The 12,628-nt window shown below is 47.2% G+C and carries 12 protein-coding genes; 11 read left to right on the plus strand and 1 reads right to left on the minus strand.

The genetic code is table 11. The annotated features are described in order from the left end of the window. Positions 1–76 precede the first annotated feature (76 nt). Entirely contained in the window at positions 77–877 is an 801-nt protein-coding gene (locus tag ACZ5QV_RS06465; RefSeq protein ID WP_464601752.1) for a nitrilase-related carbon-nitrogen hydrolase, read from the minus strand. A gap of 285 nt (positions 878–1,162) precedes the next feature. On the opposite strand from ACZ5QV_RS06465, the gene ACZ5QV_RS06470 reads away from it, so the two are divergent. The 11 genes from ACZ5QV_RS06470 to mnhG all read left to right on the plus strand — a co-directional run bounded on the left by ACZ5QV_RS06470 (position 1,163) and on the right by mnhG (position 12,534). Next, a complete protein-coding gene (locus ACZ5QV_RS06470; RefSeq protein WP_464601753.1) occupies positions 1,163–1,891 on the plus strand; it encodes an ArsR/SmtB family transcription factor in 729 nt (242 codons plus the stop codon). An 89-nt stretch (positions 1,892–1,980) separates the two neighbouring features. Then, positions 1,981–4,245, plus strand: coding sequence for a CDC48 family AAA ATPase (locus ACZ5QV_RS06475; protein WP_464601754.1), 2,265 nt, complete (start codon positions 1,981–1,983; stop codon positions 4,243–4,245). A 127-nt stretch (positions 4,246–4,372) separates the two neighbouring features. Then, a complete protein-coding gene (hsp20, locus tag ACZ5QV_RS06480; RefSeq protein WP_464601755.1) occupies positions 4,373–4,891 on the plus strand; it encodes an archaeal heat shock protein Hsp20 in 519 nt (172 codons plus the stop codon). Positions 4,892–4,941: 50 nt separating this feature from the next. Next, the gene (locus ACZ5QV_RS06485) at positions 4,942–5,451 is read left to right on the plus strand and encodes an Hsp20/alpha crystallin family protein (protein WP_464601756.1); all 510 of its coding nucleotides are present in this window, start codon (positions 4,942–4,944) and stop codon (positions 5,449–5,451) included. A gap of 1,154 nt (positions 5,452–6,605) precedes the next feature. Further along, positions 6,606–9,005 (plus strand): hydrogen gas-evolving membrane-bound hydrogenase subunit E, encoded by a 2,400-nt coding sequence (gene mbhE, locus ACZ5QV_RS06490; RefSeq protein WP_464601757.1) that lies wholly within the window; start codon positions 6,606–6,608, stop codon positions 9,003–9,005. Then, on the plus strand, positions 9,002–9,454 hold the full coding sequence (locus ACZ5QV_RS06495) for a monovalent cation/H+ antiporter subunit B (protein WP_464601758.1): 453 nt from the start codon (positions 9,002–9,004) through the stop codon (positions 9,452–9,454). The genes mbhE and ACZ5QV_RS06495 overlap by 4 nt, the downstream gene beginning before the upstream one ends. Continuing rightward, positions 9,451–9,867, plus strand: coding sequence for an NADH-quinone oxidoreductase subunit K (locus ACZ5QV_RS06500; protein WP_464601759.1), 417 nt, complete (start codon positions 9,451–9,453; stop codon positions 9,865–9,867). The genes ACZ5QV_RS06495 and ACZ5QV_RS06500 overlap by 4 nt, the downstream gene beginning before the upstream one ends. Next, positions 9,864–11,432: a proton-conducting transporter transmembrane domain-containing protein gene (locus ACZ5QV_RS06505; RefSeq protein ID WP_464601760.1), complete on the plus strand. Its 1,569-nt coding sequence runs from the start codon at positions 9,864–9,866 to the stop codon at positions 11,430–11,432. The genes ACZ5QV_RS06500 and ACZ5QV_RS06505 overlap by 4 nt, the downstream gene beginning before the upstream one ends. Continuing rightward, positions 11,429–11,926 carry a Na+/H+ antiporter subunit E gene (locus tag ACZ5QV_RS06510; RefSeq protein ID WP_464601761.1) on the plus strand — a complete coding sequence of 166 codons (498 nt, stop codon included), beginning with the start codon at positions 11,429–11,431 and terminating at the stop codon, positions 11,924–11,926. The genes ACZ5QV_RS06505 and ACZ5QV_RS06510 overlap by 4 nt, the downstream gene beginning before the upstream one ends. Beyond that, on the plus strand, positions 11,923–12,195 hold the full coding sequence (locus ACZ5QV_RS06515; protein WP_464601762.1) for a cation:proton antiporter: 273 nt from the start codon (positions 11,923–11,925) through the stop codon (positions 12,193–12,195). Before ACZ5QV_RS06510 ends, ACZ5QV_RS06515 begins: the two co-directional genes overlap by 4 nt. Next, positions 12,196–12,534, plus strand: a complete 339-nt coding sequence (gene mnhG / locus ACZ5QV_RS06520) for a monovalent cation/H(+) antiporter subunit G (RefSeq protein ID WP_464601763.1) — start codon at positions 12,196–12,198, stop codon at positions 12,532–12,534. Positions 12,535–12,628: the final 94 nt, after the last annotated feature.

The raw sequence follows: 12,628 nt of genomic DNA on the forward strand, positions 1-12,628 counted from the left end.
CTTTTTACTTTTTTTATTTTTTGTGGATTTATCTTCCAAATTTTTGAAGCTTTACATCGCCCGGAAAAATATCAATTCAGTAAAGCTCCGGCCGCCGGTCTCCAAAAATCGAGCTTGTTTCCCTGACTTCCCTTGCCCTCTCAAGATCGATTTCTCCCAGAAGGACAGCTTCCTCTTTTCCGGCCTCTGCCAGTATGTTTCCCCAGGCATCGGCCATAAAGGATTTTCCAAAATAAGTAGAATACCGGTCCTTTCCAGTCCGGTTGCAGGCAATGCAGGGGAGCTGGTTTTCCATTGCCCTTGCAAGAGTTAGAGTCCGCCAGGGGTAGCCGAAAAAGTCCGGAATTTCCGAAACCGAGACCAGAAGATCAGCCCCCTCAAGGGTAAGTTTTCGGGCAATTTCCGGGAAGCGGATTTCATAGCAGACGATGAGCCCGATTGAGAGCCCGCGTTTTTCCAGTTTAATGGGAGCTATCAGGTTTCCGGGAATAAAGTGCTCTTTTTCCTGGCCGTAGAGGTGGGTTTTCCTGTGAGTGCCGGCCAGTTTTCCGGAATCGATACAAAAGCCGAGGTTGTAGCAGGAGGGAGCCTGTCTTTTTTCAGCGGGGCCGGAACAGTCTGCCCTTTCCAGAATTGATCCCACGAGAATACAGTTGTTTTCTTTTGAAAAGCCGAGAAGGGATTCAAACATTGGGCCGGACAGGGGTTCGGCAAGTTCTTCTATCTGGCCGTAACAAAAACCGGTTGAGAAAACTTCCGGAAAAACGATCATTTCTGCACCTTCGGAGACCGCAACTTCGGCCAGGGAGAGGGCACGCTCAAAATTTTCCTGTTTTGAGCAGAGAGAAATGTCCATCTGGATGCAGGCAATTTTCATGAGTAATACTTTCTGGAAAGTGTTATAACTTTGATTGGAGAATTCGATCAAACATTTTAAGATTTTTAGCAGTGATTCACCAGTGAATTTGTAGCTTTTTTTCAGGAAAGATCCGGCGCCACAAACTTTGTATATTCTTTTTAGATATATAGAAATTTTTATATATAATCACTACTAACTTTTAGTTACTAACCTGTAGGTACTGTATTTTCCATACTACAGTAAGGATACTAATATATTACAGTCAACCCGGATACCCTTACTAAAATCAAACCGAGGAAAAACATGGACCCGGCAAAATTACTTGACATCCTGGGGAACGAAAACCGAAGGAAGATCATCCAGCTCCTTGCAAACCGACCCTGCTACGTAAGTGAGATTTCAGGTCGGCTGGGGGTTGGGCCAAAAGTGGTTATCAATCACCTGAGTCTGCTTGAGCAGGCCGGACTGATAGAGTTCAGCGTGGATGAACAGCGGCGCAAGTATTTCAATATCGCAAATAACATGCGACTTGAAGTGTCGGTCTCCCCTTACTCATATTCTGTTTCCCTGCATGACATCCTGCTTGATTCCGGGACAGAAAAAAAGTTTGCAGGAAAAAAGGGGGCTGAAACCATGGAAACCACGGAAAAGGCCCGAGTTCCGGAGTCAGCATCTCTTTTCCTTGACCTGAACGTCAGGTTAAAGGAAATGAAAAAGCAGCAGGAAGAACTTACCCGGATGCAACAGAAACTCCAGGCCGAGTACACGGAGCTCATGGACCTCTGCTTCGATTCCATCGAAGCCGTTACCAGAGGGGGGGAGGGGTCCCCGGTCGAATGCGAGATCCTTTTCGGGCTTCTGAAAGGAGAACTAACCGCAGCCTCCCTCTGTTATCAGTTAAGGCTACACCCGAGTATCATAAATTCAAACCTGCTGGACCTCGCAGAAAGGGGTTTTATAGAATACACTATAAAGAATAACCAGCAGTATTGGAAAATCCGGGAAAAAGGTAAGGAAAGCGAGATTGAATGAGGGGATTTGAGAATCTGATCTAAAACTGTTCATTGTCTGAATATATATTTTCATAAAGTTCATTTTGCGAAAATTGTGAGTTGAGTTGCATGAGTGAGGAAATAACTTTGAGGGTTGCCGAGGCTTATCATAAAGACGTGGGACGTGGGATTGCCAGGATTGATACCCACCTCATGGAACGTATGGGTCTCGTAAGTGGAGATGTCGTCGAACTTGAGGGCAAAGCCAAAGCCTATGCCCTTGTCTGGCCCAACCTGAAACATGACCAGGAAAACATGATTCGTATGGACGGGAACCTGCGCAGTAACGCGAAGGTCGGGATTGATGAAAGGGTAATAGTCCAGAAAATCGAGACAAAACATGCCCAGCGGGTGACCCTTGCTCCCTCCCAGCCGGTCCGCCAGCTTGTGGGAGGAGCCCTTTACATCAAGAGGATCATTGAAGACAGGCCCCTTTCCCGAGGGCAGACGGTCAGGATCGAGACAGTAAACAAACCTTATACTTTCGTTGTGGCATCAACCCGGCCTGCCGGGCCTGTGGTGGTTACCAAGGATACCGAGATTGTCTTCAAAAAGTCGATAGAGGAAATCCAACCCATGGAAGGGGTTTCCTACGAAGACATCGGGGGTCTGAAACGGGAGATCAAACTTGTTAGGGAAATGATTGAGCTGCCTCTCCGGCACCCGGAACTTTTCCAGAAACTCGGGATCGAGCCTCCCAAAGGGGTGCTCCTGCATGGGCCCCCTGGAACCGGAAAGACAATGATCGCAAGGGCTGTTGCAGGTGAGACCGACGCCAATTTCGTCACCATCAGCGGGCCTGAAATCGTCTCCAAGTACTACGGGGAAAGTGAGCAGAAACTCCGCCAAATCTTTGAGGATGCCGAGCGGGATGCTCCCTCCATCATCTTTATTGACGAAATCGATTCCATCGCTCCCAAGCGAGAAGAAGTCACCGGGGAAATGGAGCGGCGCGTGGTCGCCCAACTCCTCTCCCTCATGGACGGGCTCAAGTCCAGGGGTGAGGTGGTTGTGATTGCCGCAACCAACCGGCCCAATTCCATTGACGAGGCACTTCGCCGCGGCGGCAGGTTTGATCGGGAAATCGAAATAGGCATCCCGGACCGAAACGGGAGGAAGCAGATTTTGCTCATCCACACTCGGGGCATGCCCCTTGAGGGAGATGTGGACCTTGGAGTTATTGCCGACGTTACCCACGGCTTTGTGGGCGCAGACCTCTCCTCCCTCTGTAAGGAAGCCGCCATGCATGCGCTTCGCAGGATCACCCCAGAAATCGATATCGAAGAAGAAGAAATTCCGGCTGAGGTTATGGATAAGCTGGTGGTCGAAAAAGGGGACTTCCAGGAAGCCCTGAAAAACATTGAACCCTCTGCCATGCGGGAGGTCTTTGTGGAAGTCCCGCATGTGGCCTGGGAAGATGTCGGCGGGCTTGAGAAGGCAAAGCAGGAATTGATCGAAGCCGTGGAGTGGCCGCTGCACTACCCTGAGCTTTTCACAGCCGTTCACGTAAAGCCCCCGAGAGGCATCCTGCTCTTCGGGCCTCCGGGTACGGGCAAGACCATGCTCGCAAAGGCTATTGCGAGTGAAAGCGAGGCTAATTTCATAAGCATAAAAGGGCCCGAGCTGCTCAGCAAATACGTGGGCGAGTCCGAACGGGCAATCCGGGAGACTTTCCGGAAAGCAAAACAGGCGGCTCCGACTGTGGTCTTCTTTGACGAGATAGACTCCATTGCCCCCCTGAGGTCCGGGGTTTCGGACACCCACGTCTCCGAGCGGGTGGTAAGCCAGATCCTGACCGAACTTGACGGAGTTGAGGAACTCAAAGACGTGGTCATCGTGGCCGCAACCAACCGGCCGGATATAGTGGATCCTGCTCTCCTCAGGCCCGGGCGATTCGATAGGCTAATATACATAAGGCCTCCTGATAGGGCGAGCCGGAAAAAAATTTTTGAAATCCACCTTAAAGAAAAACCCCTTGCAGAGGACGTGGACATTTCCAGGCTTGCAGAAAAAACCGAAAGCTATGTGGGTGCGGATATCGAAGGGATTTGCAGAGAAGCCGCAATGCTTGCTCTTCGGGAGATCGTATCTCCGGGACTCAGCCGGAAACAAATCGAAGACAAGGCGAAGGACGTAAAACTCACTTCAAAGCATTTTGAAAGGGCCATTTTGCGGGTAAAACCCACCACTTCCGGAGAGACCCTGAAGGCTTACGAGAAAAGTTCTGAAATGTTTGCAAAATACTCTCAGGATTCTGAATCTGAGGAGCCGGTTGAAGAGCAGGCTGAAGAAGAGCCTCTCTCCGGTACGGAAGAATCAACTATCCCTTGCTAAAACATTGCGTTACCTGTTTCAAAAGCAGAGTGGAAAAATCCAAACTTGGAACGGGATGCCGTAAAGTTGCCGGCATTCCTCCTTTGATTAAAATCACGGGCATCCTGCCTGATGGATCGTGAAAACCATGGTGGACAGAAAAAGGAGAAGTTTCTTTGACGATATCTTCGGGGGCAATCCCTTTGAAGATATGGAGGAAATCTTCGAGCGCTTCAGCAGGTCCGGGAGAATAAACCTGGACAATCTTGAAAACCAGCCTTTCGTATACGGCTTTTCCTTAACTCATCGTCCCGGGACAGCTCCCGAGATCCGGGAGTTCGGGAACCTCCCCACTCTTGACCCGGTAGAGGGGGAAGTTTACTATCCGGACATGCGAAGACCCCTTATCGATGTGCTGGAAACTGAGGATAAGGTGCATGTAATTGCGGAAATACCGGGTGTAAAAAAAGAAAATATTCAACTGAACGCAACAGATTTAATACTTGAACTCGAAACGTTAAAGGGGAATCCAAAATATTCCGAACGTGTGGAATTGCCCGTAAAGGTGGACCCCCTGAGTGCAAAAGCCACTTATAAAAACGGTGTGCTTGAAATAATTTTTAAACGACTTGGATCCGATTCTCGGACTTCAATTAATATCGAATAAGCCAACTTTCAATTCATCTTGAAGTTCCGGGTAATTTAAACATAGAGGTAATGATTTTGGGCGCAAAAAAAAGAAAGGAGTTCTTTGAAGGTTTCGGTCCCGAGATTTTCGATAACATCGAGGAAATGATAAAGGACCTTATGGATGATTTTGGTGAATCCGTACCTTTTGTATACGGTTTTTCCATAGTCCACCGCCCCGGGGAAGATCCTGAAATCCGGGAATTTGGAAATTTTCCGGATTCCGAATATAACCCCCCTGAAGAGGCCGATTTTTCCCCCGAAGAAAATAACTCTTTAATCGATGTCTTTGAAGACGATGAGACTGTCCATGTACTTGGGGAATTCCCCGAAGCCAGAAAGGAATCCATTAAGCTGTGTGCAACAGCTCAGGTCCTTGAAATAAAAGTTTTAGATCCCTTAAATGAGTATTCGGAAACCGTGGAACTGCCAGTTCTTGTGGAGCCCGGGAGTGCAAAGGCTAATTACAAGAACGGTGTACTTGAGGTTATCTTCAAAAAGCAACCTGAAGTGGCTCCAAAATCCATCGATGTCAATTAACCCCCCCTAAAATCTTAGCCTTCAGGCTAAGATTTTAGAGTAAGGGGCTTGTTTCGACAAGTCCCTAGTTGAATAGCCTTTCGTTATACTGGTCATGATATTCGAGAATACTCCACACGTTCTCGGAGATTTCGATCTGGATTAAACATCCCTGAGAGGAAGGGGAAGTGTTCAGGTCATTAACAAGCCAGAATAACAGTGGCGATGTGGACCCACTCCTGCAAAGGAGGACAGAACTATTAAGGTCACTGTCAAACAACATTAAGGTCTCCTGTTAAACAAAAAAACCAGGGACCCCCTCATGGCCTGTGGACTGCGGACCTGCGGAGTTTTTCCCGGGATATGATGCAAGAAGCCCACGACTTCCGTCGTGTGGCCGTTTACCTTCTTTCTTTTACTTTTCTTTACTTACTTACACATTTTCTTTGCATTCTTTCGTTTTCTTTCATTACCGTCCCGTTTTTTCCTCCTTTCTCTTCTTCCTTATATTCTTTCTCATTTTCTTCTCCATTTTTTTTAATAATTCTTCATATTTTTTATTAATTTGTTCTCTGTTTTTCTTCCGTTATTCTTTTATTTTCTTTTCCCCCGGTTTAATCATTATATTGTCTTTCTTTTTTGGCGGAGAGGTATATCTATTTTTATTTAAAATTTTATGTAGTTGAACAAAAAAACAGTAACATAAAACGCCAAACTGTCTAAATCTAGTTATTTATTATAAGGCCTTACATGCCTGGTTTCACTTCTTAAGTGCGTAATTCCTATCTGTTATTGTACATGAAGCGCAGAACTATTGAAATGAAGTGCAAGATCGGTTAATCGTTGTATATAATTAATTTTTTCGGATATTTTGTATAATCTGCAGGGTTGATAGATAGCACTGTTAATCCGGGTATTTTTTCCAGAATTTTTTCCGCAATTATGACTGAAAAATAGTTTGCTTGATAGTGAAGAGGCTTTCAATAAAAACCGAAACATTTTTACTATATGACAAAAGACTATACGCTGAAGAAAATGTAAGATTACTTAATATCTTTATTTTCTCTGTGGATTAATTAAGGATTGAATTTTTTTATAATTACTGCTTTTCATACCTGACTGCAGTACAATTGACTATCTATAATAAACAATTCCAGAGGTTGGGTTGATGATTTATGGATCCATCTAACGCGATATTAATAGCTGTCTTTTTACCATTTATATTCGCATGGACATTACCTTTGTTATATAAAGTATTTAAACAGCATATAGGCTGGATTTCTGCAGGTATTGCATTTATCTGTTTTGTGCTGAATACTCAGGTAATTCCATATGCGATGGCGGGAAATCCCATAAAACAGTCTTGGGAATGGTTACCTTCCGCAGGTCTTTCTTTTGATATTTATGGGGACGGTTTAGCCGTCCTTCTGGCCTTAATCGTTTCAGGCATTGGTGTTATCATCATGGCCTATTCAAACGGTTATATGTCCACAAAGGAAGACCTGCCAAGGTATTACCAGTGGCTCTTACTCTTTATGGGATCCATGCTGGGCGTGGCCTATACGGATAACACGATCCAGATGTTTGTTTTTTGGGAACTGACTAGTATCACCTCGTTCATGCTCATTGGATACTGGAGAGAACGACCAGAATCCATATACGGTGCAACCAAAGCTCTGCTGGTGACGGCCGGAGGCGGTCTCTTCATGTTCGCGGGTTTCCTGCTGCTTAGAATAGCTTCAGGGACCTACGGAATCTCGGAGATCGCCGGGAGTACAGAACTCCTCGCAAACGTCCACGGCAGTGAGCTCTACGTTGCAACCCTGGTCCTGATCTTTATCGGGGCTGCTTCCAAATCGGCTCAGGGGCCATTTTTTATATGGCTCCCGAACGCCATGGAAGCTCCGACTCCTGTGAGTGCTTTCCTGCACTCGGCCACAATGGTCAAGGCTGGAGTCTACCTGGTTGCAAGGTTGCACCCCATCCTCTCGGGAACCCCCGAGTGGCTGATGCTGGTTTCAGGGACCGGAATGATCACCATGGTCCTGGCGGGCTTTGTGGCCTTCCGGCAGACTGACATCAAGGGAATTCTGGCCTACTCGACTATAAGTCAGTTAGCCTACCTGATGACCATGTACGGGTACAGCACGGCCGAAAATCCGGGGCTGGGATTCGCTGCGGCGACCTTCCACATGTTGAACCACTCCACCTTCAAAGCCACGCTCTTCCTTGTGGCAGGTATAGTGGCGCATGAGACGGCAACCCGAGATATACGAAAACTTGGTGGTTTGCGAAAAGAGATGCCAAAAACCTTCATAATAGCTGTGATTGCAGCCGCATCGATGGCTGGTGTACCTCCCCTCAACGGGTTCCTCAGCAAGGAAATGTTCTATGAGACCTCGCTTGAAATCGGGCAGGAGGTCGGCGGACCCTGGGCAGTAATCTTCCCGGTCGTCGCGGTGATGGGTGGGGTGTTAACCCTTATGTATTCCATCAGGCTTATAGACGGAATTTTCCTGGGGGAAAGGACCAAGGATCCGGATATCCCGCATCATGTGCACGAAGCTCCCTGGGTCATGCTTGCTCCGGCGTTTGTCCTGATTGGTTTGATCTTCTTTTTCGGGCTTTATCCGAAATTCCCGATCGAGACTCTGATCCAGCCGGCTTACAGCGGGCTTGTTCCGGGTGCTGCGCACCTGCACATAAAACTCTGGCATGGAATAACAACTCCATTCCTGATGACTGTCGCAACCTTTGCAATCGGTATCATACTATACAGGTTCTATGATGGAATCGCGGCCTGGGAAAACAGTTTCGCAGCCAAGTATCCCTGGATCGGTGTGAACTACTACTACGACTGGACCGTGAACAACGCCAGAGACGTAACTCACAAAATCTCAGCGGTCTTCCAGCCAGGGCCAATAGGACCTTACATCAAAGCCTCGTTGCTTTTCATGTTCTTTTTGGCTATGGTTCCGATCTACCACTTCCACATCTCTCTCGGAAGCATTCTCCCTTCGGGTATGAACTTTAATGCGCAGCCCTACGAAATTGTGCTCTATGCCCTTATGATTGTGGCAGCACTGGGTGCTATGATTATCCCGAGATACCTGCCGGCAGTCATCTCTCTTTCGGCTCTGGGTTTCCTAGTATCCCTGCTATACATGTATCTCAAGGCTCCTGACCTTGCTATGACCCAGGTCTGTGTGGAAACGCTTTCCACCATTATCTTTATCCTGGTAATTATGAAGTTGCCTCAGAAGTTCAAGGAGCCCATGCCGGCGGGCAAGGTCATGCTAAACCTTCTAATTTCGGGTGCTGTAGGCTTTGCTGTCTTTGCCATCATGGTCAATGCAAATGTTGGAATGCTTGGTTCGTTTGAGTCCTTCTCTCAGTACTTCATTGAGAAGAGTATGGCGATGACCGGTGGACTAAACGTTGTAAACGTGATAGTCGTGGACTTCAGAGGGTACGATACCATTGGAGAAATCTCAGTTCTTTCCCTGGCAGCTCTGGGTGTATATAACCTGATCATGAGCAGAGCCGGAGGAAACGAGGGAGGTGAAGACGAATGACCACGGTAATAACCAAAACAGTCGCAAAGATCTGTTTAATGGTGGACATGCTCTACTCAATCGACCTCCTGCTTATCGGAGGTAACCGACCGGGCGGAGGTTTCATCGGTGGTGTGCTCTGTGCGTGCGGAATCGGACTCATCTATGTGGCATACGGATACGAAGATATCAAAAAAATCTGGAATCCTGACTGGCATTCCTGGTTCGGATACGGCTTGCTTTTTGCAAGCATCACGGCAACAGCTCCTTTACTTGCGGGCCACAACTATTTCAGAAGTGCATTTGATTTAAGGCCAATAGAATTAATGGGCATGGAAGTGGGCGAGCTTGAACTGGTCTCCTCCATGTTTTTTGACCTTGGAGTCTACTTCGTGGTGGTCGGAGGCCTGCTGTTCATTGTTACAAAAGTAGGCACTGATAAAGTAAAAGATCCGGAGGGTAGACGATGAATAATACTCTGCTCGCACTTACAGTCTCTCTGTTATTCGGAATGGGAACCTTCCTGATCCTTCGAAGAGACATAATGAAAGTTATCATCGGTTTTGGGATTGTATCTCATGCCGTAAATCTCTATATTGTTGCAAGTGGGGTCTTCACAGAAGGTACGCTTGTACCAATCCTTGAACACGGGGAAGTAGTTGATCAGGGCCTGATTTTCAACGATAATCTGGCAGCCGGAATAGTGGGGCCAATTACAACAACTCCTTATACCGCGTTTGTAGATCCACTTGTTCAGGCCCTTGTGCTCACAGCCATTGTGATCGGGCTTGCGACAACCGCCTTTATCCTGACTCTTGCATACCGTATCTATGAAGAATATGGGACTACCGATGTTCAGGAACTCAGGAGGCTTTGGGGATGAGTTTTCTAATAGAGCACCTTCCCATACTCCTGATAGCCATTCCTCTGGCAATGGCTCCGGCAACGATACTGACAAAAGCATATCCGGGTTTTCAAAAGATTCTGGATATTGTGGTGAGCCTTTCTTTACTGGCTTTAAGTGGCCTTTTGCTTTCCACGGTCTGGGATGGCGGAATTACGGTTTATGAGGTGGGAGAATTCGGAAAGTACGGGATCGTGCTTGTGGCCGACCTCCTGAGCTCCTCGATGGTGGTACTGAACTGCTTGATCGGGTGTATGGGGCTGATTTACTCCTATGATTATATCGAAAGTAAATCCCTTAACCTCACTTACCACTCCCTGTACAACCTTATGCTTGCAGGTATCAACGGGATCTTCCTGACAGGGGATATCTTCAACCTGTTTGTCTTCTTCGAAATCATGTTGCTCTCTTCGGGAGCTCTGATCGTTGCAAACGAAACTTCAACGGTTACGAAGATCTCGGATAAGATGGAAGCTACTATGAAGTACATTGTCCTGAACATGCTCGGGTCAAACGTGATGCTGATTGCAGTGGCTTCACTTTACGCTTCCATTGGTTCCCTGAACATGGCTGACATTGCACTCAAGATCCAGATTCTTGCGGATGCGGGGACCATGCCCTGGCACATATATGCCATAGGCCTGCTCTTCATCATTGTATTCGGTGGAAAGGCGGCAGTTTTCCCTCTGCATTACTGGCTTCCTGATGTGCACCCCACAGCTCCGTCCCCTATCAGCGCAATGCTGAGTGGGGTGATCATCAAGATCGGAGCTTATGGTATATTGAGAATTCTCTTCGTGATTTTTGCTCCTCTCAAAGGGGTCTTTGGTCCAATCATCCTTGTGATGGCTTTAATCACCATAGGACTTGGAGCAACTGCAGCCATCGGGCAAAACGATGTCAAACGTTTGCTTGCTTATTCCAGTGTATCTCAGATAGGATACGTTTTCCTGGGTTTCGGAATGGGAGCAATTGCATACGATGCAGGTGAGATTGCAGGTTCGGTGCTAATCATTGCAGCGTCCTTTGTCTATCTGGTAAACCACGCCCTTGCAAAGAGTATGTTATTCCTTACCTCAGGTGGAATTATCCACAAAGCCGGAACCAGAGATATGCGCAAGATGGGAGGGATGGTTGACAGCTCTCCTGCAATGACCGCGACTTTCCTTGTGGGGGCCATGTCCATCGGGGGTGTGCCTCCTATGGGTGGTTTTATCTCCAAGTTCGTGCTCTTTGATGCAGGTCTGAAATCACAGTTCTACATTCCCATAGGAATAGCCCTTATATTTGCAATCTTTACTCTGTTCTACATGTTCAGAGGCTGGATCTTTATCTTCTGGGGTGCAAGGGACCCTCAATACGGAGAATATTCCCATCACAATTTGTCCCCACTGATGGTAGGGCCTATCGTGGTTCTGGCAGTTCTTGTGTTTGTCCTGGGGATATATGCAGAGCCTCTACTGGGCATTGCAAATACCATTGCATTGCAGATCATGGATCCGAATCCCTATATTGATGCAGTCTTAACGAGGGTGATTCGATGAAGCGTCGTTTGATTACTTACATGGCTCTCCCTGTAATCTGGTGTATGGTCAGTGGGCGTATCTCTATCGGCAGCATTTTCCTGGGTTTGCTTTTCGGAGCTGTGGTCGTCCAGCCATTTTCTAAACTTTACAGACTGGACGAGGTAATAACTCCCACAGGAGACTGGCTTTCCAAGATCCCCAAGAAGATCGTGTACTTTTATGTGCTGATCAAGGAGATCATAAAGGCAAACATCATGGTCGCAAAGATTATTCTCCAGCCTACGATCAACATCAAACCTGGAATCATAAGGGTTCCTATCAGGACCAAAACCAATATCGGAATTACGGCTATTGCAAATACCATTACCCTGACTCCCGGAACGCTCACGGTGGATATTTCTGACGATCAGACAGCACTTTTCGTGCATTCAATCGATGCAACCGATCCCCAAGGCATCCGGGATTCCATCCGGGACGACCTTGAACACTATGTACTGGAGGCATTCGAATGATTTCACTGGTAGATGCGGATTTCCTGGCACTGGTCGTGCTTGTAGTCGCAACAGCCCCCTGTATTTACAGGGTACTGTACGGGCCGACTTTACCTGACAGGCTTGCGGCAGAAGATGCGATGGGTAACGCCCTGGTTGTGATTTTCGGACTTTACGCCTACCGTGAAAGTTCGATCTTCCTCATGGATGTTGCCATGCTCCTTGCGATCATCTCCTTTGTGGGGACGGTTGTCGTGGCAAAGTATCTTGATAAAGGGGAGGTGCTCTAAATGGTAGACGTGTTTGAAATCCTGAGTATTGCCTGCCTGGTCATAGGAATCATCTTCCTTTCTTTGGGCATGATCGGCCTTTTGCGTCTGCCTGATGTTTACAACAGGCTACACGCAACCACCAAGATCGGAACCCTCGGAGCTTTCGGGGTCCTCTTAAGTATCATGATCCAGGAAGGTCTATCTCCAATGGGAATAAAGGCCCTTACAGTCGGGCTTTTTATCCTCCTGACCTCTCCGATTTCCGGACACATGATCGGCAGAGCGGCCTACAAAATGGGAGTCGATCTCTGTGACGCCAGCATTCTGGATGAATATAAAGGCGAAAGAAAAGATTAAAAAGAGTAATTATTCAGGAAAGGGTGTGTTTTCAAACACATTCTTTTTTTTTGTTTTTAGATTTTAAGTCTCATCGATTGTTTTCTGTTTTTTC

The sequence above is a fragment of the Methanosarcina baltica genome (assembly GCF_055394095.1).